General features: G+C 68.9%; 8 protein-coding genes and 2 pseudogenes. 5 read left to right on the forward strand and 5 right to left on the reverse strand.

The annotated features are described in order from the left end of the window. Positions 1–563, forward strand: a 563-nt coding sequence (locus tag ACWCPY_RS20065; RefSeq protein ID WP_451266721.1) for an IS630 family transposase, incomplete at its 5' end; no start/stop codon positions are given. Here ACWCPY_RS20065 and ACWCPY_RS20070 read toward each other — a convergent pair. Beyond that, a complete protein-coding gene (locus tag ACWCPY_RS20070) occupies positions 560–925 on the reverse strand; it encodes a hypothetical protein (protein WP_451266723.1) in 366 nt (121 codons plus the stop codon). The two genes, ACWCPY_RS20065 and ACWCPY_RS20070, sit on opposite strands and share 4 nt — an antisense overlap. 131 nt (positions 926–1,056) lie before the next feature. Here ACWCPY_RS20070 and ACWCPY_RS20075 point away from each other — a divergent pair. Then, positions 1,057–1,273 (forward strand): annotated as a pseudogene (locus ACWCPY_RS20075) (NF041680 family putative transposase); the annotation flags it as partial. Here the strand turns inward: ACWCPY_RS20075 and ACWCPY_RS20080 are convergent. Next, a pseudogene (locus ACWCPY_RS20080) lies at positions 1,269–1,868 on the reverse strand (IS5 family transposase); the annotation flags it as partial. The pseudogenes ACWCPY_RS20075 and ACWCPY_RS20080 sit on opposite strands and share 5 nt — an antisense overlap. 49 nt (positions 1,869–1,917) lie before the next feature. Between ACWCPY_RS20080 and ACWCPY_RS20085 the strand changes: the two are divergent. From ACWCPY_RS20085 to ACWCPY_RS20095, 3 genes are all read left to right on the forward strand, one after another. Next, positions 1,918–2,724, forward strand: coding sequence for an AraC family transcriptional regulator (locus ACWCPY_RS20085; protein ID WP_451266725.1), 807 nt, complete (start codon positions 1,918–1,920; stop codon positions 2,722–2,724). A gap of 189 nt (positions 2,725–2,913) precedes the next feature. Beyond that, positions 2,914–3,321 (forward strand): YciI family protein, encoded by a 408-nt coding sequence (locus ACWCPY_RS20090; protein ID WP_451266727.1) that lies wholly within the window; start codon positions 2,914–2,916, stop codon positions 3,319–3,321. Positions 3,322–3,328: 7 nt separating this feature from the next. Continuing rightward, positions 3,329–4,504, forward strand: a complete 1,176-nt coding sequence (locus ACWCPY_RS20095) for an RNA polymerase sigma factor (RefSeq protein WP_451266729.1) — start codon at positions 3,329–3,331, stop codon at positions 4,502–4,504. A gap of 70 nt (positions 4,505–4,574) precedes the next feature. Here ACWCPY_RS20095 and ACWCPY_RS20100 read toward each other — a convergent pair whose 3' ends face one another. The 3 genes from ACWCPY_RS20100 to ACWCPY_RS20110 all read right to left on the reverse strand — a co-directional run bounded on the left by ACWCPY_RS20100 (position 4,575) and on the right by ACWCPY_RS20110 (position 21,424). Further along, complete coding sequence (locus tag ACWCPY_RS20100) at positions 4,575–5,126, reverse strand: DoxX family protein (RefSeq protein ID WP_451266731.1); 552 nt, start codon at positions 5,124–5,126, stop codon at positions 4,575–4,577. A gap of 319 nt (positions 5,127–5,445) precedes the next feature. Beyond that, positions 5,446–6,963, reverse strand: coding sequence for a hypothetical protein (locus tag ACWCPY_RS20105; RefSeq protein ID WP_451266733.1), 1,518 nt, complete (start codon positions 6,961–6,963; stop codon positions 5,446–5,448). Between the two features lie 52 nt (positions 6,964–7,015). Continuing rightward, a complete protein-coding gene (locus ACWCPY_RS20110) occupies positions 7,016–21,424 on the reverse strand; it encodes a WXG100-like domain-containing protein (RefSeq protein WP_451266735.1) in 14,409 nt (4,802 codons plus the stop codon). Positions 21,425–21,426: the final 2 nt, after the last annotated feature.

The raw sequence follows: 21,426 nt of genomic DNA on the forward strand, positions 1-21,426 counted from the left end.
GCGTGGACGAGAAGTCGCAGATCCAGGCCCTGGACCGGTCCCAGCCCGTGCTGCCGATGATGCCGGGCGTCCCGGAACGCCGCAGTCACGACTACGTCCGCGCCGGCACCACCACCCTCCTCGCCGCCCTCGAGATCGCCACCGGCAAGGTCATCGGCTCCCTCCACCGCCGCCACCGGGCAGCGGAGTTCAAGAAGTTCCTGGCCAAGCTGGACAAGGAGGTCCCGGCCGGTCTCCAGGTGCATCTGATCCTCGACAACTACGCGACCCACAAGACACCCGACATCAAGAAGTGGCTGCTGGCCCACCCGCGCTTCCACCTGCACTTCACACCGACCAGCGCGTCCTGGCTGAACCTGGTCGAGCGATGGTTCGGCGAACTCACGCAGAAGAAGCTCAAACGCGGCGTCCACCGCTCCGTCCAGGCCCTCGAACGCGACATCCGTACCTGGCTCGCCGACTGGAACGACCACCCCAGGCCCTTCGTCTGGACGAAGACCGCCGACGAGATCCTCGACAAAGTCGCCCCCTACTGCCGACGAATCTCCGACTCAGGTCACTAGCGGGTCAGTGTCTCGAAGCCGACATCTTCGCAGTACTGCACGACGCGCCCCTCCGCCTCGGAGTCACTGTTGTTCATCGCTGCCACCGTCGCCTCCGCCAGGGTGCGGCCTCCGCCAACGGTCTCATCCCGGAGCGGTCGCACCGCGAGGAAGGCGTCCTGAGCGACGGCCCCGACCTCGTCGTACCCTGACGACTCCGGCGTGTCCGTGCCCGCCGCGTTCCGCGCCTTCTGCCATGCCCCCAGCTGCGTGCAGTAGTTCTCCCGCTGCGCCGTCAGCCGCTGCTCGTCCTTGCCCTCGGACGAGGAACACCCGGCTGTCACCGCCACCAGGGCGAGGACCGGGACTACCGCCTTAAGCACGCGCACCACGTTGCCTCCGACTGAAACTACGTCCGCTCGTACCTGTCACCTGCAACTCCCGCAGCAGGATACCCGCGTGGGACCCCTTGGCCGCCGCAGTGGTCGCTGACTCAGCGGCGCAGCGCCCGGCCGTCACCGTCACCCGCCTCTATGGGAAGGCCACCGCGCAGGCGTGGGACCGGCTGCATCCCCGGCTGACCACTCCCCATCATCGAGGGCACCGTCATCTGGCTGATCGTGGAGAAGCTGCCCAGCGGCGGGGTGAACAAGCCGCTCTGGCTGTGGTGGTCCGACACCGGCGCCACCACCACAGACGTCGACCGCTGCTGGCAGTCCTTCCTCCGCCGCGCTTGCGCAGGTGCTCGCGGATGGCGCGTGAGGAGTACGCCTTGTCGGCCAGAATCGTGTCCGGCCTGGTCCGGGGCCGCCCGCGTGGGCGAGGGACGCGAAGTTGGGCCATCACGTCAGGGAAAGCGGGCGCGTCGCCCGCCTGTCCGGCGGTGAGGACGAAAGCCAGAGGCCGGCAGTGGGCGTCGGACGCGAGGTGGATCTTTGTGGTCAGTCCTCCACGGGACCGGCCGATGGCATGGTCATGCGGCTCGCCGGCCGGGGCCCCTGTTGCGGCCCCGGCAGTGTGCTGGTGAGCGCGCACGATCGTCGAGTCCACCGAGACGTCCCAGTTCAGGTCCTCGTCGGCATCGGCCTGGGCCACAAGCGTGGTGAACACCCGCTCCCACGTGCCGTCAACGGCGCACATCCGCAGCCGGTTGTAGACGCCCTGCCAATTGCCGTACCTCTCCGGCAGGTGCACCCACTGCGAGCCCGTCTGGAACTTGAAAGCGATCGCGTCGATCACCTGTCGATGGTCACGCCACCGTCCACCCCGCTTTGGCGACCGGTCCGGAAGTAACTGCTCGATCCGCGCCCACTGCGCGTCAGTCATCCAGACCAGCGATCAGATGATCCAAACGAAACGGCCTAGTGTGGACGGGGTGAAGAACGTTCCGCTCGACGACGTCGACCACGTCGACCGAGCCGTCCTGCCGATCGGCACCGACTACCCGCCCGGCCACGTACTGGACTGGCACGAACACCGTCGTGCGCAGTTCCTCTACGGTGCCACCGGAGTCATGGTCGTCGACACCGCCGAGGGGACCTGGACCGTTCCGCCCGAGCGCGCCGTACTGATCCCGCCCATTACGCGGCACCGGGTCCGCATGCTGGGGGTGAGCACCCGGAGCCTGTACATCGAGCCGCATGCCGTCCCCTGGTGGCCCGCCACCTGCACGGTCGTGGACGTACCGCCGCTGCTGCGCGAGCTGCTCCTGGCCGCTGTCGAGTTCGATGTCGACTACAGCCTGTCCGGGCGTGAGGGAAGCATCGCCGCACTCCTCCTGCATGAGATCGCCGAGCGCGCCCCGCTCCCGTTCCACGTGGCGATTCCCGCCTCCGCCGACCTCGCGGAGCTCTGCCGGGCGTACCTGGCGGCCCCGGACGCCGACGCCACCAACGCCGCGTGGGCCGCCAGGACGGCGATGAGCGAACGGGCCTTCACCCGGCGTTTCCGCGTCGAGACCGGCGACAGCCCGGCCGTCTGGCGGGGGCGCGCCCGCCTGCTCGCGGCCGTCCCGCTGCTGCGCACCGGGTCGGTCAGCGAGGTCGGTGGCCGTATCGGTTACGCCTCTCCCGCGGCGTTCACCGCTGCTTTCACCCGCGCCTTCGGGATGCCCCCGTCCCGCTTCTCCGCGAGCCGCCGGGGCGGCGGCGGCTCGCGCCGACCGCCCGGGGAGGCGCGCTGATGCGGCGCGGCGACGGATGCGCCGGGGCGTGTCCGGCGGTCGGGTGGACCCGGGCACCGCGAGCGGTTCACCCGGGCTCGTCCACGAGTGCAAAAAATGTTGGACGACGATGTCGAGAACCCATGACCGGCTCCGTCCCTGCTATGAACGCGACCAGAATGGGTCGCATCAGCACCGAGGAGAGACACAATGGCCAAGTACTTGCTGCTCAAGCACTACCGCGGCGCCCCGGCCCCGGTGAACGACGTGTGCATGGACCAGTGGACGCCGGAGGAGATCTCGGCCCACGTCCAGTACATGCAGGACTTCGCGGACCGGCTCGAGAAGACCGGTGAGTTCGTCGACGGTCAGGCGCTCGCTCCCGAGGGGACGTGGGTCCGGTACGACGGCGAGGGGCGCCCGCCGGTCACGGACGGCCCGTTCGCCGAGACCAAGGACCTGATCGCAGGCTGGATGGTGATCGACGTCGACAGCTACGAGCGCGCCGTCGAGCTGGCCGGGGAGCTTTCGGCCGCCCCCGGGGCGGGCGGGAGGCCGATCCACGAGTGGCTGGAGCTGCGCCCGTTCCTGGGCGCACCGGCCACCATCACGGAGTGACCTCGGAGTGGACGAGAAACTGCTCCGGAGCCTCACTCCGAGCGTGCTAGGCATCCTCGTCCGCCGCGGAGCCGACTTCGCGGCGGCCGAGGATGCCGTGCAGGACGCGCTGGTCGAGGCGGTCCGTGTCTGGCCGTCCAATCCTTCCCCTGACTCTCCGGGCAGGGAAGACGCCATCCGGGACCCGAAGGGCTGGCTGGTCACCGTGGCCTGGCGTCGGTTCCTTGACGCGACCCGGGCGGACGCGGCCCGCCGCCGGCGTGAGGACCTCGTCGACGAGGAACCGGCTCCCGGGCCCGCGCCCGCGGTGGACGACACGCTCCAGCTCTACTTCCTGTGCGCCCATCCGTCGCTGACGCCGTCCTCCGCGGTCGCGCTCACACTGCGCGCCGTCGGCGGGCTCACCACCCGCCAGATCGCCCAGGCCTACCTGGTGCCCGAGGCAACCATGGCGCAGCGCATCAGCCGGGCCAAGCGCACGGTCTCCGGTGTGCGCCTGGACCGGCCCGGCGATGTCGCCACCGTGCTGCGCGTCCTCTACCTGGTCTTCAACGAGGGCTACTCCGGCGACATCGACCTCGCCGCCGAGGCAATCCGGCTCACCCGGCAGCTCGCTGCCGTAATCGATCATCCCGAGGTGGCGGGGCTGCTCGCCCTCATGCTGCTCCACCACGCCCGGCGTGCCGCCCGGACCGCACCCGACGGCAGCCTGGTGCCGCTCGCCGAGCAGGACCGCGGCCGGTGGGACACCAGGTCGATCAGCGAGGGCGTCGGGATCCTCCAGACGGCCCTCGCTCGCGACCGTCTCGGTGAGTTCCAGGCCCAGGCCGCCATCGCGGCCCTGCACGCCGACGCGCCCACCGCCGAGGAGACGGACTGGGTGCAGATCGTCGAGTGGTACGACGAACTCGTACGCCTGACCGACAGCCCGGTCGTCCGGCTCAACCGCGCGGTGGCCGTGGGCGAGGCCGACGGACCTCGTGCCGGTCTGGCGGCGCTCGCGTCCCTGGACGATTCGCTGCCCCGTTACGTCGCGGTGGCGGCGTACCTCCACGAGCGCGACGGTGACCTGACGACGGCGGCACGGCTGTATGCCGAGGCGGCCCTGAAGGCCACCGACCTCGCCGAGCGCGACCATCTGACGCGCCAGGCCGCCCGGATCAATACCCGGGGGCGTCGCTGACGATTCACGCTGGGAATTCACAGCAGTACTCGGCGTGGCCCATGGCGCATGCGGCCGAGCCGGCCCGGGCTCAGAGGCTCAGCACGACGGCGGCGCCGATGCCACCCGCGAACAGCGCGAAAGCGGCTTCCGGCCAGCCTCCCCTCCCCCAGCGGAACGGTCTGTCGAGGGCGAACCGGCCGGGACCGATGGCGGCGACGGCCAGCGCCACGGCCGCGATGCACACGTTGTATTCGGCGCCGCCCTCCGTCGCCCACAGGCCGTGTGCTGCGGTGACGGTCGCCATTGCATTGATCATCACGCCGATCAGGGCGGCCGATGCCAGTGGGGTGAGCAGCCCCAGGGCCAGGCCCAGGCCGCCGAGGAACTCGGAACCACCGCCGATGGCGGCATAGACCGCTCCCGGCCGGTAGCCCAGGGCCGCGAAACCCCTGCCCGTCGCATCGAGCCCTTCACCACCGAACAGTCCGAAGAGCTTCTGCGATCCGTGCCCGGCCATGAGGAGGCCGAAGGTGATCCTGACAAGCAGCAGTCCGCAGTCGCCGGCGGGGATCGCAGACCTCGCCGCACCGTGGACCGCCGACCGGGGCGGGGCGCGCAACTTCTCATCGATGAACTTCATTGGAGGCTCCTTCTCAGTCGGGGCTGCCACCCCCTCCTTCGAGCCGCCGTTCGCTTTCGTATCGAAATGCGCGGTACTGGATCTTCTTTCCATCGTTACCCCTCCCCCACCCGGTATCGACCCTGGAGCGATGGAGTGCGCGCGGTATCAGCAGGCGCGAGGGGGCTTGAGGACCCCTGCTGCGGACCCGATGACAGCGGGCTCGGGCCCTGAGGCCCCAGCCTGCTTTCATCAGCTGTCAACAGCAGACCGAAGCCCATGGGGCGCCGTAGGGCCCGGATTTGACGGGATTGAGGTGCGGGTCCGGGAGTACTCCGCGTCAGCTGCAGTTCACATAGACTGCGTCCGCCGCGTGGTGCGCGTCCGTGGAGCCCTTGGAGTTCCAGTCCTTGCCGCGGTCGTGCAGCACGACTGCCAGCCTCCCGCCGCTGATCCTCACGTTCGGGGCCGCCACCCACTGCCCGTGGTGGGCGACCTGGTCGATCGTGAAGCTCGCCAGCTGCGCCCCGGAGGCACTGCTCCCGGCGTGGACGGTGTAGTAGGACGGGGAGCCGCCGACATGCCGGATGTCGCTGGAATTGGGGATGTGCACACTGACGCGGCAGGAGCCCGAGGTGACGGAGCCTGTACTGAAGGACCAGGTCGCGTAATTGCCCGCGTCGCCACCGTCCCCGGACATCGGGATCGAGCGGAAGCGGCCGTTGCAGCCGTTGGAGGAGTAGCCGCCGACCGCGGTCGTCCACAGGTCGTCGTCGTTGGCGACCTTGGACGAGCCGTGCTCGCTGTAGGAGACTCCGGAGCCCGAGCAGTGCGGGCCCGCGTAGGCGGAGAACTGTTGGACCACGGTGGATTTGACGGTGGATCCGGCAGCCGTTTCCCCGCCGGCCGCTGTTCCCCCTGCGGCGGTCTTGGAGCCGGAGCCCGGCTTGGCGGATGCTTTGTGGTTCCCGGCGGGTGACGGTTCGTCGGCCGCCCTGCCCTTCCCCGTGGAGTCGGCGACGGCGTTGTTGTCCGGCGCGGGGGGCACCTTCGAAGTCGGCCCCTTCTTGTCGGCCGGCGCCTTGCCGCCGGGAGCCTTGCCGTTGTCCTGCTCGGCGCTGGGGACATATCCGGACGGGTAGGTGCTGGGGCCGTCGTATCCGGCGGCGGCGTTGTGGCTCTTGTTGTCCTTCGGGTCGTCGCCCGAGGTGGCGCTGATGATGAAGGGAGCGGCGAGGAGTACCACTCCACCGATCGCTGCGGCGGCGACCATGGGACGGGATATCCGGTTCGGGTTCCCCGAGGCACCGCCGGCCCCTGCGTCCGGATTCCCGTCGCCCGAGCCGCCGGACGCGGCGGCCGTGGCGGACCGCCCGGCGCGCAGCCAGGAGAACCGGGCGCTGGGCGCCGTGGCCGGCGCGGCGGTGGTGCCGGTCTCGGCGGTCGCGGTGGTGACGGCGGTCGTACCGGATTCGGCGGTCGCGGTGGCTGCCGACGGGGGCGTGGACACAGGCGGTTCCTCGGCCGTCGATGCCGCAGCTGTCTCCGGCTTCGCCTCGCGCTCGGCCGTCGGCGGCTCGGGAGCACTGCTCCCTCGCAGCGCGGAGGCGACACCCGCGGCGGTCTCGGGTTCGGCTTCGGCCTCTGCCACCCCTGCTGCCGCGGACCCGGTCTCCGCCTCCGCTTCGGTCTCCGCCTGGGCCTCGGCCTCAGTGTCCGGGTCCGGGTCCGCGCCGATCACGCCGTTACTGACGGACGCCGTGGCGCGCTCCCGGGCGGACGTCGGGGCCCCGGGCTCCTCCGGCCCGGTCCCGTCGGCGCCACCGGGGGTACCGCTCTGCGTCTCCGTGACTGCCACTGGTGCCTCTCCTCGTTGTTCTCGTCATGGGAACTGCTGATGGTCGTACCGGTCACTCGTCCAGTCCGAGTGCTTCCATGAGGCGCTCGATCTCCTGGACAAGGGTTTCTCCGTTGTCCTTCGGGGCCCGCCGCTGGGCCACCGTGTTCAGGAAGCCCGTCCTGCCGCCGGGGCGGATGAGGTCGATCGCCCGCTTGAATTCCTCGCGCTCGGCCCACAGGTCGTAGTCGGCCTCCGAATCCTCGAGCAGCTCGGCCAGGAAGTCGTCCTGGCCGGTCTCCTCCGATTCCGTCGGGTGCCTGCGGAGGTAGTCGCGCCAGTATCCGTCGATCCGCTGGAACCCGGCGGCCACCGCAGCCAGTTGCCCCGCCACAACGCTGATCTCTTCGAGTTCGGCCACGGACGGGACCGTCACGGGACCGTCGTCCGTGTGGCGCTCGCGGAGCCATTGGGTCAGGTCGAAGTGCGGGTTCACCTCGGCTTCGCCGATCGCCGCGAACACTTCCAGGGGTGTGGCGCCGAGGCCGGCGCCGGCCGCGGAGTAGGTGGTGAAGACCGCGGCGGTCGCCGTCCTGGTGTTGCCGTCGGTGAAGTACTGGTTCGACTTGATGTCCGAGGCGATGCGCGCGGCCCGCTCGTCGACGTCGACGGTGGTCCCGGCCTGGAGCATTGCCTTGCGGAAGGCGGTCATCCTGGTGTCGCGTGCGGCGGGGCTCGTCCCCTGGAACAGGTCGGCGTCGGCCAGTCCGGTCCGGTCCACTGCGCTGGAGGAACTCAACTGCTTGGCCAGGGCCAGCAGGGTATCGGGCAGCGCCTCGCCCTGCTCGGAGGGCGGCTCGGTTCCGGGCGGGCCGTTCACCGAGGACGAGTGGTTCGCCGTGGCGCTCCGCGACTCCGTCTCCTGCGTCATCGGGGGTTCCGACGTGGCCCCCTGGGTCGCCGCTTCCTTGTGTGCGACCCACTTGCGGACCGCCGCCGGTCCCGCTTCCCTGTTGCCGTCCCACAGCTCCGCCAGTTCCGAATCGCTCGTCCGGTGCTCCTCCACGTAGCTCCAGAAGTCCGTGATGTCCTTGTCCGTCACCACGGAGTCCTGGAACCAGGCCAGTTCGCCGGGCGCGAGTTCGAGTTCGGCGAGGCGCTGCCGCACCAGCTCCGCGTCGGAGAACGGATTGCCGTTCCAGAGCAACGTCGAGACAGTGCCCCTGCCGGGGACGGAGAGCTGCGGGATCCTGGTCAGGAGGTGGGGGGCGATGTTGAGAACGTCGGCCATCGCCAGCACGATGAGGGGGTTCGGTGTGCCGTTCCGCGCCGGGTCGTAGAACGCTCCGGCTGCCTTCTGGCCGGCCGCGTACCTCTGTTCCAGATGGACGGTCATCGGAAGGCGGCCCGTCTCCTTGCCAGGGCCCTCGATGTAGATGTGGGCATGCCCGGGCATGATTCCGAGCGACGTGGCCAGACGAGCGAGCGGGCGGGGGTCCGAATCGTCGGGGAGACTGTCGGCCGGGCCGCGCCGCCCGAGTCTCCACAGCGCCATGGCATGCGTCAGTTCCTTCAGTCCGCCGGGCGGACGATCCCCTGAAGCCCCGATCCACGCGGCGAAGTCGCCCCACGCGCTCTGTGGCACCGACACCCTGCCGAGCTGGGCCGCCATCCCGTCGAAGTCTCCGCGCGAGCTCCACCCGAAGTACCGCTCGGCAATCTGCTGCGGGGTGAGCGCTGCCCAGGCCTTCGGGTCGTGCCCGGCGAACACTCCGGGGTCGTTGATCAGTGCCGCGTTCATCACCATTTCCAGCCGACGCGGTTGGACGCCGAGTGCGAGGGCCTGCGTCACGATGTCCCGGCGGACCGGCCCCTGCGTCCGCTGCTCCCAGGCAGTGGCCAGGTCGCTGCCGGGTCCCGCGTGGATCAGGTCGGACACGGTGTGGCCGCTGCTCTGCAGATGGGCGGCGAGGTCCCACCAGTGCTCGACGCCGATACCGAACGCGCTCATCCGCTCGGTCAGCAGTCTCACGTCGTCGATGCCCAGCCTGGTGGACATCAGCCGCAGTTCGTCGATGACGGCATACGGGTCTCCGAGTCCGCGCAGGAGCGCCGCCGCGCTCGTCAGGTCCTGGGGGCGCAGGACCAGGACCTGGCTGAGAACGAAGAGGTGCCCCGGGTCGACGCCCATTCCGGCGGCCGCGGTCGCAAGGGCCTCGTCGGGCTGCCACAGCGGCGGCACTTCGGTGCCCTCGTCGGAGTGGATGGTGTAGTCGGCGATCCTCCACACCCCGTCGGCGCCGAGCTCGTGGTGGATCTCCAGGCGGACGCCCGGCTCGGGGAAGGCCTCCAGCACCAGTGTGTCAGGGGTCGAGCGCCCCTCGACGGGGCGACCGTACGAGGAGTGCTGCAGCGCGGCCAGGCGTACGCGGTCCGGCGTCCAGTCACCGCGCAGGCTCTCGGGGATCGTCAGATCGTTCCCGGCGCCGGTGTGGAACAGGTGGTTGGTGGCACCGATCAGGTCCTGCTGGGTGCGCTCGCGGTCGGCGTGGGGTGCGAGCTCCTGGGCGGTGTGCAGCTGTACGAGGGCGTCGACACCGGGTTCGTGGCTCAGTGCGTTCGGTCCGTGGTGTTCGAGCACCGCGGCGGTGTGGGCGCGCCAGGCGGAGTCGTTGGGCCTGCCGGCAGGCGGCATCCACTGGTCCGGGCCGAGGACGCGGGGGGCGGACAGCTTCATCGCGTCGTATCCGGAGCCGAGCAGAACACGGGTGTCCGCCATCCCGTGGGATGACGCGCGGTTCAGCAGATCGGTGTCGGGGCCGTTCCCGGTCACGTCGGGCTCGACCTCGAACACGAGTTGTGCCGGGCCGAGACCGGGAATCTCACCGAGGCCCAGCCGGGTGCTCCGCATCGACTCGGCCTGCATGCTCATGCTGTCCTCGGCCGACAGGTGCAGCACGCGGACGATGGAAGTGGCCTGTTCGCCGTTCGTGTACAGCGTCCGGAGCATCCGGTAATGCGCACCGTCGTCGGTGTGGAACTCGATGCCCTTCGTCCGGGCCAGCACCTCGTGGCTCCCTCGGGTCACCGGTTGCGGCTGGTGCCAGGAGGGCCGTATCCACTGGTGCTCGCCGTCGAGCACCTGCCCGTGCACCGGTACGCCCGCGACCACACCGTGCCAGATGTAGCCACCGGACGGCAGCACGGTGAAGTTGCCGTTGTTGAGAGCGTCCCAGTGGGCGTAGCCGAGGGTGCCGTCCAGTTGCCAGGACTGCCACTCGTCCGGGAAGACGGTGTTGAGGTTGCTCACACCGTCGGAGACGGCGACGGCCGGCCCCGGAGAGGTCAGGATGGACCGGATGTTCTGGTTCTGCGCGTTCTGTCGGAGTTCGAGGGAGTGGGCAGCGGCGCGGCGAGTTCCGGCGCGGGACCTCGTGTTGGTGAACAGGTCGTAGCTCACGGCCTTTCTGGTCGGGGGTGTGATGTTGTTCTGGGGGTTCTGGGCGGTATCAGCCGCAGGGCGCACGTGTCCGCCGATACCGTGGGAACGGTTGCCGATTTCGAGGAAGTCCCACAGCCGGTGGGTGGACATCGGCTCTCCGCCCTCGGCGAAGGGCTTCGAGCGCGGTTCGACGGTCGGGTCGGCGAGCGGGCGGGGGGCGAGGTCGCCCTGCCACTCCGACGGCTCGAAGTGGGTGATCGTGCCGTCGGGCCGGGCATGGCCGCGGATGCGCACTCCGTGGTGGACGCCCTCGAATTCGCCGTCCGGACCGATGTTCCCGTAACGCAGCTGGTCCCGGTGTACGTGAACGGCTGCTTCGGTGACCTCCTCCAGCGACCAGTGGTCGGGGAACATCATGATGGATTCGTTGTCGGGTCCTCCCCCGGCCGCACGGTAGGTGCCGTTGGGGTTGGTGTCGCCGAGTGGCTCGGGACGAATCCGGCCGCCGGTGCCGATGGGTGCCAGGTGGCCGGCCTTGCCGGTGGACGGATCGCCGCGCAGGACCCGTTCGGCGACGTGGAGCGGCAGCTCGGACCGCAGTCCGTCGTGCGGGGCGGGCTTGCGCCCGGCGCTCTTCCAGGTCTCCTCGATCACCGAACCGATCAGCCGCAGGTCGCGCGGCATCATCCGCTGGTTGTGGAGCCGGCCCTGGACTCTCTGGAGTGAGCCCACTGCGACGTTCCCGAAGCGGTCGCCGTGGACCGGGCCGCCCATGAGGGCCCGGTCGGTGTACACGGGGCGCAGCACGTTCGCGTGCTCCCGGTAGTAGTCCCACGGGCCGAGCAGATGGGTCAATTCGTGGGCGAAGACGGAGAGGTGGTCGCTGGGCAGCTTCCAGTCCCGTGCCTCCATGCGGCCACCGGGCTCGTAGGAGAGGTCGACGAGATGGATTCCGTTGCGGGGGCTCTTCAGCGAGCCGCCCGGCCAGCGATCCACGGTCACGTCGGCATCGGTGAACTCCACCGAGACGTGCAGCAGATCGCCATTGGACAGTCGGTATCGGGGAGCGTTGAGGTAGCGGTCGAGAGAGGTCTGGGCGACCTTCTTCGCGGCGTCGGCGAGGTGCTCCTGCCCGGGCTTGTGGAGCAGCTTGATGGGGATGACGACATCGGAGCGGATGTCCCCGTCGGGGAGTTCCACGCGCTGCACACGGAAGGCGCGGAGCCCGTTGGGTCCGAGGTAGTCGAGGAGCTTATAGTCCTGATCGTTCGGGGGCAGGATCTCGATGGTGCCGAGGATCTTCCCCTCGGCGGTGTCGTTCCCGCGCCAGGTCTCGACGTAGGTGAACGCCTCGATGGTGGGCAGCTCGCGCCATGCCCGGATCGCCGCATGCGGTGTGGTACCGAGGATCTGCTGATGGGCGAGGTAGCGGGCGAAGGAGTCCAGCTCCTCGGTCCCGATGGGGTCGACCATCGCGTGCCCGTCCCCTCCCATGGTGAGCGTGGAGAGGTCGGCCGTGGTGAAGCCGTGGCGCGCGAGGTCGACGCGGAAGGAGTCCACGGCCGCCCGGATCGCCTCGGGGGCCGCGGCGTGCTGGGCCAGGCGGCGCCCGAGCAGCTTCCCGAAGGGCCGCAGTGTGCCGGCGTCGATGCCCAACGCCCGGGTGAGTGGGCCGACTTCCTGGAGGCCCGCTCCGTGGCCGAGCGCCTCGGCGAGAGCGACGGCCTCCGCGAGACTGCCCTCGGTGAGGTGGTGCGTGACGTCCTGGTGGAATTGCGCGCTCGTGCCCGCGGCCTCGGCGGCCTGGCCGAGCCGCAGGAGTGCGTGTACGTCGATCTCGGCGGGGAGGTTGCCGATCTCCTGACGGGTGTCGAGGTACCAGCGCGCGACCGCCTCCCGCAACTGCTCGTCGGTGGTACGGGCCAGGTGTTCGTCCCCGCCGTTGTCGGCCTGCCAGCTGCGGAATGCGGAGAGCTGCGGTCCGTCGGTCGCCGTGGCGTGGGCCGCGTCGGTGTCCGGGACGGTGATGGAGAGCCGGTTCATCGTGTCCGCGAGCCGATCGCCGTCCTGCCGGTCCCGCAGCCGGGCGATCTCGTCACTGTGGGCGGCGAACCATTCGACGACGTGGGCGGTCTGGGTGACGGAGCCCTGCGGTGTGCTGCCCTCGATCGCCTCCACGAGCCCGTGGGCATCGTGCAGGCCATATGTGCGCAGGAGCCGTTCCAGGTGATGCGGCGACATTCCGCCATACCGTCCCACGACCTGGTGGACAGCTGCCGAAGGCACGTGGACGGGCTCGGCGAGCCAGTCCACGACGGCCTCACGGATGCGGGTGGGGTCGCCGGACTCGGCAAGTGCGGAGAGCGAGGAGCCGTCGCGGGCCAGGTGACCGTCGAAGGCGTACCAGTCGGCACGTCGGATGCCCAGGTTCTTCAGGTTCTCGTCAAGTGCGGCAATTCCGTCCCCCGGAAGGTTCAACTGGTCTGCCAGGTGGATGAGTTCCTCATCGAGGTCCGGGGCGGCGAGTTCCTCGCCGGGGGTCGGGTCGGCATATTGCTTGTCGAGGTTGGGGTCGGCGAGTTGCTCATCGGGGCTGACGGACGAACTGAGCACATCGAAAATGCCCTGCGAGATGGTGTTGCTGTCGTTCGGGCTGCCGAGCTCCTCGTCCTCCGAGACATCGGTCCGGATCCTCGGCTCCGTCACCTCTGGCACCGGCTGCGTCGGTGTCTTCCCCTCAACCACCGCCGGCGTCTCGGCCTCCGGCGGTGTCTCGTCCTGCGTCGACACTGTCGAGTTCTGGTCGACGTACCGGTACGTCCGGTCCTTCAGGTGCAGGAGGACGCCCGCCTTCACGTCGTCGACCTCCGCCTTGCCGCCGTCCGGCATGAAGGTGTGCAGCTTCCCGCCGTGTGCCACGGTCACCGGCACCTGCCACAGGGCCGCTGCCAGCGCCGGGTAGAGGTCCGCCGTGCCGTGGTCGGTCAGCACCTCGCGGTTGCCGTCCCGGCCGGCCGAGATCGAGGCGAGCGTGATGCGCTGCTGCTCCGTCAGCGCGTCCTTCATCGGCGGGACGGCACCGCGATCCCGGTACTCCCGTCCGGCCTTGCTCGTCGGCTCGTCGACCAGCTTGTCGAGCCCCGCCTGGCGTACATCCTGCTCGTCGAAAGCGTCCGCCAGGTCGGGCGGCACCAGCTTCGCCAGGTCAGCGAAGTACGACTCCCCAGGGTTCCCTGCTGTGCCGGCCGCCTTCGCGCCCAGTTCCTCGGCCAGTACGCGGCGGAGGTCCGAGCCGTTCACCTGCGGCAGGGCTTCGTCACCGCTCTGCTTGAACCCCTCCGCCAGTGCGTCGAAGAACCCCTCGCCCTCGTTCTCGACGTCCCTCAGCGGATGGGTCGTGCCGTCGATCGTGATGGCGGTCGGGTTGCCGTCCTCGTCCGTGACCTCCTTGAAGTCGTCCTCGACCTCCGGCTTGCCGTGGTCGTGGCGGACTATTTCCCTGAACTTGATGGGCTCCTCGGCCGTCGAGTTCGGGACGCTGAACATCGGGTCGGTGAGGCCGCGGAGCCGTACGTACTCGTTGCCGGCCTCGGCGATCTTCTTCTCCAGATCCTCCAGTCGCTTGCGAGCCTTCTCGTACTCCGTCGGGTTGTCCTCCAGGGCCTTCGCCCTGCGACGCTGCTCCCAGTACTCCTTGTAGTTGGCCTCCCACGCTTCCTCGGCCTGCTTGACCGCCGCGGCTGCTTCGATCTCGTCCTTGTTCAGCTCGTGCAGTCCCAGTTCCTTCACGCGCTCGTCGCTCAGCCAGACGAGTACGGTCGCCTCCGTCGTCCCGGACTGCAGTGCGCTGCGGGTGGTGAACGGGCGGCCGACGGTGCTGTCCTTTATGTGGTGCTGTGAACCTGCGGCCAGGTGGAAGGTCGCGGGAACGGCGTAGAGATGTCCGTGCCCGGCAGGGGGCTTGAGGTTGAGCCGGGACTGCTCGGCCTGAGCGAGCTTGTGCGTCTCACCGGTGGCGGTGTTGACACTGGCGACGGGGACACCCGGCGTGGTGGTCACACCGCTCTTGACCGCGGTTCCGGCGACGCCGGGGCCTCCCGCGGAGTTGCTGCTGATGGTGTCGGACATCTCGGTGCCGGTGCCGCTCCCGGTCAGGTCGTCGAACCTCATCTGGCCGGTGACGGCGATACGGCGCACCTTCGGCGACTTGAAGTCGAGGTGTGTGGCGACGACGAGTGTGGTGTCGATGCCACCGACGATGCTGTTGTTGGTGACGGTGACGGCGTGCTGTCCGGCCTGGGCGTGGCCCGAGGAGAGGGCGGCCGTGAGGGAGATGTCGTTCAGTGCCATGTCGAGCGCGTCGGCCCCGGAGCTTCCGGGTTTCACCACACCGCCGTCGTCGACGGCCTTCTTCACCGCCTTCGCGATCTCGTCGTCCCTGTACTCGTGCTGGGCCTTCAGCTTCCGGTCGTTGCTGTGGGACTTGGAGACGAGCAGCTTGCCGAGGTTCTGTACCTGCTCCGCACCGATGACCTCATGGATGTGGAGCCCGCCGTCGCCCTTGCGGGCCGACGGGCCGTTCTTCTTCGCGGTCTCCTTCAGGAGCGCGCCGGGGTCGCTGCCGTTCTTCGGGACCTCGACCGTCATCGTGGCCTTCGGCAGCAGGCTCGTGGGCTGTGTCTGCGACGCGCTGCTGTCGACCTTCGGCTCCAGCATCAGATACGACTCCGACGTGGTGACGGTGGCGTTCCACTTCACCGGGTCGATGACGTCGGTCCCGTCGGAGTAGGTGACGGTGACGATGGTCTCCCACTCGGTCTCCATCACCGCCTTGGGCCCGGGGACGGTGGTGACCTGGGTGACCACGCCGGAGACGGAGTCCGTCGCGGAGAGGGAGTCGCCGAGGCCGCCCCCGGCGGTGCCGGTGATCCCGCCGGTCCCGCCCGGACCACGCACCGTCTCACCGCCGTTGACGGAGTGCGCGTTGGACACCGCCGAGGAGTACGACTTCTCCTGCGAGGTGGTGCGGCCCGCCCCCCACTCGTGGTCGCCGAACAGGGTGTCGATGACCTTGGGCTTGCCGACGCGCCGGTGCTGGACGTTGATCGACACATCCTTGCCCAGGATGTTCAGCTTCTTGACGTGCGTCAGCGCGGAGGTGCGGCCGCGGGAGGTCAGCGTACCGCCGCTCTGGATGGCCGACCGGCCCGAACGGGCGGACACCATGCCGTTGATGGTGTGCAGGGTCTGCTCGGCGATGCCCGCCTTCCGCAGGTCCTCGCCGAGCTTCTTCAGCTGGGTGGCGTCCTGCGGAGCATTGTGCGCGAAGGCACCGCGGCTCGCCCCGTCGAGGCCCTTGCGGCCCTGCCATTCCACGTCCTCGATGGTGCCCTTGGGCACGTCGCCCAGGCCGTCCTTGATCAGCCCCGCCTTCAGCGCGTCGCTCTCCCGCATCAACCCGACCCAGCCACCCGGCTTGCGGATCACCGGGGTCCGGCCGTCGCGGGAGCTCCCGAAGGGGCGACCGAAGAAGCCCAGGGGCTTGTGATGGGCACCGACCCGGTAGTCGGTGTCGGCGACCACCATGACCCAACGATCGTTGCCCAGAACCTGGTTGAGGTCGCGCATCGAGGTGACGGACGAGTTGCCGCCACGGTTCCAGAACTTCTGCAGCCAGGTGTTGGACACGCCGCTCTGACCGCTGAAGTTCACATCGCCGGCCGCCTCCAGTCCGCCGAACGAACCGGTGGTCCCGAAGGCGCCTCCCGACGACCGGCCCTTGCTGAAGCCGAACGCCTGCTCCAGCGCGGTGTTCATCTCGGGCGACGCGGTGAACGGCTCGCCCACCACCTGCAGGTTGTGCCGGGTGCCGTTGATCGAGAGCGACTCGTCCCCCGCGAACAGCGTTCCCTTGTCGTGCAGGTTGCCCACGGTGTGACCGCCCGGTGAGAACACCTGGTCGGAGAGAGACGTGAAGGAGTGCTGCCCGAAGATCCGGCGGACCCGTTCCGACATGACCGCGCCCGCGTCGGTCAGCCGCCAAGTGCCCCCGGAGGTCTTCCCGATGAGATCGCGTACCGAACCGAACAGTGTCCGGTCCGATCGGGCCGCGAGGGTGACGGTGGCGAACCCCCTGGAGGAAATCTCGTCCGGCTCCAGGACCTCGGTCTCCGTGAGCACCATGGACTCGGTCCTCCCGGCGATCCGGTCCTGGTCCCCCTGCGGCATCTCCCCTGTCTTCGACAGACTGTCCGGCACACCGAAGGTGAACTCGATCGGATGCGGGGTGAGGAATACGGACTTGCTCCCGTCCTCCCGGGTCTCGCCCACGCCGCCCAGCCCGCTCTTCCTGTAGAGCCACTCCACGGCCTTGTAGTGCGAGTCGCTGCCGTACCGAGCCAGCGCCCGCCAGCCGCCCAGCGTGATCGCCTGGATGAGGGGCTGCGGGAACGAAGAGCGCTGAAGTTCGAAGGTCAGATCGCCGTTGAAGTCGTAGTAGTCGGTGCCCGGTGTGGGCGCGAACAGGTCCTCGCGGTTGGCGGTCCCGCCGGACTTCACCTGTCGCGTGGACCGGTACATGCCGCGGGCACCGATGCCGCCGGTGCCGGTGGCAACCGGTGCGCCGAACGCGTCCTTCTCGTTGCGCCGGGCCGAGAACGTCGCTTCCACGCCCGCACTCACGGTGTGTGTGATCTGCTGCGCGGTGTCGAACCGTTCCCCGCCGCTGAAGGCCTGGGTCGTGGTACGGCGAGCGCTGCCCACGTACACGGGCTGATTGAGATCGGCCCGGATCGTCAGGGTGTAACCGCGGTCCCGGGTGAACGACGAGCCGATCAGCTGCACCCGGACCCCCTCCTTGGTGGCCGCCTGGTGCATGCGACGGCCCATCCCCTGCTTGGCGACCGCGACCATCAGCGAGCGGGTGTTCGCCACCGCGTTGACGGAGACCCTGCCGCGGCGGAAGAGCCGATTGAACCAGCTGCGGTGCTCGTCGGCCTTCTTCACCTCCTCCCGGGTGGCCAGGGGCAGGTTCGGGTCCGCCTTCCTCAGGTCGTCGAGGAGGGAATCGACGAGCTCCTCCTCGGCTTCGCGGCGGTCCCTTTCCGAGGTGTTCCGAACGGTGGGGTTCTGGTCCTGATCGTGCTCGCTCGGGGTGTTCTCGTTCTGGTCGTTCTCGTTTCGTTCGCTCTCGTTCCGGTCGTTCCGATTCGGGGTTTCCTGGGGCGATGTCTCCTTGCCGAACTTGATCTCGCCGGTCCGCCCGGGGCCGAGCATGGTCACCTTGCTGTCCCCGCTGTCACCGGTGTTCCAGTAGGCCGGCTTCTTGGGCTCGTTGTCGCTGCCGACCCGCAACTGCTCCTGGTTGTCCCAGCCGGCCAGTCGCTGGGCCTCGCCGACCGGCATGCGCACCAGGCTGCCGACGGTGAACGTCTTGCGGGCGCCGTCCGGTGTCTCCACCGTGACGTCCGACTCCCGCATCACGAGCACCGTCCGGACGTCCTTCGGGGAGCGTTCGGCGTGCTTGGCCCCGGCGGTGCCGCCGAGGTTGGACGTGTTGCTGGAGGAGTGGCTGTAGCCCACTGTCAGGCCCACCTGGGCGCGGGGCGCGGCGTAGGCCTCGGAGTATCCGGTGGGGTCCACCGCACCACCCACGAATCCCGAGACGTCGAGGTTGTGGGAGCGGGTGACGTTGCTCTCGTTCTTCTCGCTGAACTGGGCGGTGTCACGCAGCTCGAAGTCGGTCGAGGAGTCGATCACCCAGTGGCGCTTGGGAACCGGGGCGCCGATGGTGACGGTGCCGGCCGCCGAGCCGTCCTTCTTGTGCAGACGCAGCGCAGGGACGGGGTCCCGGCCGTCGATCTGGGTGAAGTGCTCGGCCGAGAAGTGGTTGACGACCGCCTTGTAGTTCTCGCTGCCGATCGCGGAGTCGGTGTGCTGGAGCACCCAGTCGGTCATCGGATCGAGGTGGAAGTACGACTCGGTGTGCTCGATGCTCGCCCGCTCGCCGGACTCGGTTGTGAACTTCAGCGGGACCCGGTCCTTGCGCGGGTCGGGCCGACTGTTGCTGGTGGTGTGTGCCTCGGGAACCTGGATGACCAGGCCCTTGGCGACCGTGTGCTTGATGGTGACCGGGGTGTCGGGGGTGTTCTGCGTACCGGTGGACTCGGTGGTGGGGATGTCGTGCAGGGACAGCTCGTACGTGACGTTGGTGCTCAGCTTGACGGAGGGACCGTGGCTGCGGGTCTCGCGTTGCGAGAGCTGCTGGGTGTTGAGGTTGGCATCCCGGCTGGTGGTCATCCCGGGCGTGACAGTCCCCCGGCCCGCCACCCCGGCCCCGGCGACCGCGGCGGAGATCGGCGCCTGGATGGTGCTGGACTCGGAGAGGGAATGGCCCTCGGTCTGCTGATTGCGGGCGACGGTGTCCATCTTGACGGCATCGCCGGGGGCGCTCTCATGCTTCGGGACGAACTCCCAACCGTTCTGGTCGGGGATCGCCTTGACACGGAGTTCACGCGGCCGGCCGCCCTCCGTGACGATGAAGCGGCGGCCGTCGCCGAGGAAGGTGTTCGCCTGGTTCGCCAGGGCGAAGGCGAGCTCCGACGGAGTCTTCAGGGTCACCTTGGCCGCGTCGGCCAGTTCGTCGGCGAGCTGCGCGGAGTCCCTGTCGTGGTTGAGCTGGACGGCGTGATGCCCGCCGACCGCGCCCTTGAAGGGGATCTGCTCGCTCTCCTCGGCGTAGGTGGAGACATCGTTCAGGAAGCCCGGTATGTGGATGGTCTTCTTGTCGCCCTTGGAGTCGATGACCTCAAGGGGCGGGGCCGTGGTGGAAGCAGCGGTGGTGGTGTCGTTGGTCGCGTGATTCTGCTGAGTGCTGTCCTGGAGCTGATCGTTGTTGTTGCCGGTGTGGTCGTTGCCGTCGTTGCTGTTGCCGGTGTGGTCGTTGCCGTCGTTGCTGTTGGCCTGTCCGCTGTCGTTGCTGTCGACCGTTGACGTGATCGGCTCGGCCGAAGTCGACAGGTCCTGCATCTCGATGCTGTTCTGAACGATGAGCGGGTCTGCATGCGATTCGGTCCGGCGGGAGTTCAGCGGGCTCTGTTGAAGCATCTCGTTGAACTCGGAGGAGAGCGGCGTGGAGTGCAAGGGGTAGTGCTTCGTCGGATACGCACCGGAGTTGTTCCCGGCCGCGGAGGGGGCGGGATTCGGCGTCACCTGGGGTGGTGTCTGGTTCTGTGCGTCGGGCTGCGGTGCCGGCTGGTTCAGCACCTGCGCAGCTTTCTGGGGAGTCACCGTCGGGTTCGTCGACACCTCCGGAGGCACCACGGGAGACACCACCGGGGGAACCGCCGCGGACTTCGCCGCCTGTGTAGCGGTCTCGACCGGCGTCTGCTTCACGGCCGGTATGACGGGCGCTGCGGGCGGGGCCGCCGGCTGCTGCGCGTTCTCCTCCACCTCCGTCTCCAGGTCCGCGTTCGGGCCGGGCCCATTGTCCAGACTGACGGTCGCACGGTCCCCCGCACCGGGCGCGGGCGTCACCGTCGAGTCGTTCGGCACGGAATCGACCGCGGCGTTGTTGACCACGGCCTTCGGCGCGAACTCCCCACCCGGCTTGTCCAAGGTGTCGAACTTCGAGTGGAGGTCCTTGATGAAGTTGGCGAGCCCCGAGTCGGACTGGGCGATGAGCGGATGCACAACGGTGTGCCGCATCACATGGCTGAACATGGTCGGCGCGACGCCCGAGACGAACGTTTGCCAGCTCGTGGTGAACTCGCCCTGCGTCATCGAGTTGTACGTGCCCTCGGCCAGGTTCTGCGCGCCCGCGTCGACGAGCGCCGACGTTCCGTACAGACCCGCCGCGAAGCCGAACTTCTGCGTCCTGGTCAGCGTCTCGGCCATCGCCTTCGAGCTGAGGGACTTGGCCACGTCCTGGGTGATGGTGTGCGACAGCGTCCTCAGCGCGTCCGCGTCGACCTGGTCGCCGACGCTCTTGGCCAGGTCCTTGGCGATGCTGCCGGACACCACATCGATGGTTCCGTCCGTCGTCCAGTGCTTGTTGAGGGAACTCGCCCAGGCCTTGCCGACGTTCCGCGCCGCGTCTCCCTGGAGGTTGTGGAAGCCGAACTTGGCGAAGGCGTCACCCACCTTGTCGACGAAGCTGTCCGAGATCAGCTTCCCGGTACTCTTGTCGAGGTTCTTGACCAGCTCGCTCTCGGTCCCGCCGAGGATGTTGCCCAGCGAGTTCGCCAGCCCCTTGCTCGCGCCTGCCTTCGCCCCCTCCTTGGCACCCAGTGTGTCGAGGTGCTTGCCGATCTGCGTGCTCAGCCACTTGGTCGCGTCGCTGCCGATCGTCTTGCCGATCTGCTTGCCGAGCGCACCGCCGATCGGGCTGAAGACACCGCCGAACACGCCCTGCAACGCACCGAACCCGAGCGCACCCTTTGTGGCCTCCAGGTCCCAGTCGGTGCGGTTCCCCATGCCCTTCTGGATCAGCTGGACGGCGACGTCCATCGCCTCACCGATCACCACGCTCATGGCGGTGTGGATCATGATGCTCTTGACCAGGGCCTTGATGACCTGCTGGACCACTATGCGGAGCGTGATCTCCGCGGCAACCGTGTTGGCGTGGGCGACCGCGTTCAGGCCTGGAATCCAGCTCACCGCGGCCTCGAACGCCATCTCGGCCATCAGCTGGATGACCTGCCCGAGGATCATCCACTTCGAGTACTCCGCCTGGTTGGCGGTGTCCCTGGCGATCTTGGCCAGGTTCTCCGCCTGCACGGCGCAGGCGTTCAGGATCGATGCCTCGCCGCCTCCCGACAGGTACTGGGCGTACTTCTCGAACTCCTCCGCGCTCTTCCCGGAGAAGTTCTCCTTCACGTACTTCTCGACCGCGATGAGGTACGTCTGCAGATCCCTGAAGTTGCCGATCAACTTGTCGTAGTGGTCGGCGGCCTCGCGCAGCAGATCCTCGTTGATGGACGGCCATTTCTCGCCCGAGAAGACCATGAGCAGCGTCTGAGCCTCGGGCGACGGGGTCAGCACGG

This window comes from Streptomyces sp. NPDC002403, from assembly GCF_053593015.1.

Excerpts from the sequence above, each read along its gene's own strand:
- ACWCPY_RS20100 (WP_451266731.1), bottom strand. The coding sequence starts at position 5,126 with ATGAAGTTCATCGATGAGAAGTTGCGCGCCCCGCCCCGGTCGGCGGTC.
- ACWCPY_RS20090 (WP_451266727.1), top strand. The coding sequence starts at position 2,914 with ATGGCCAAGTACTTGCTGCTCAAGCACTACCGCGGCGCCCCGGCCCCG.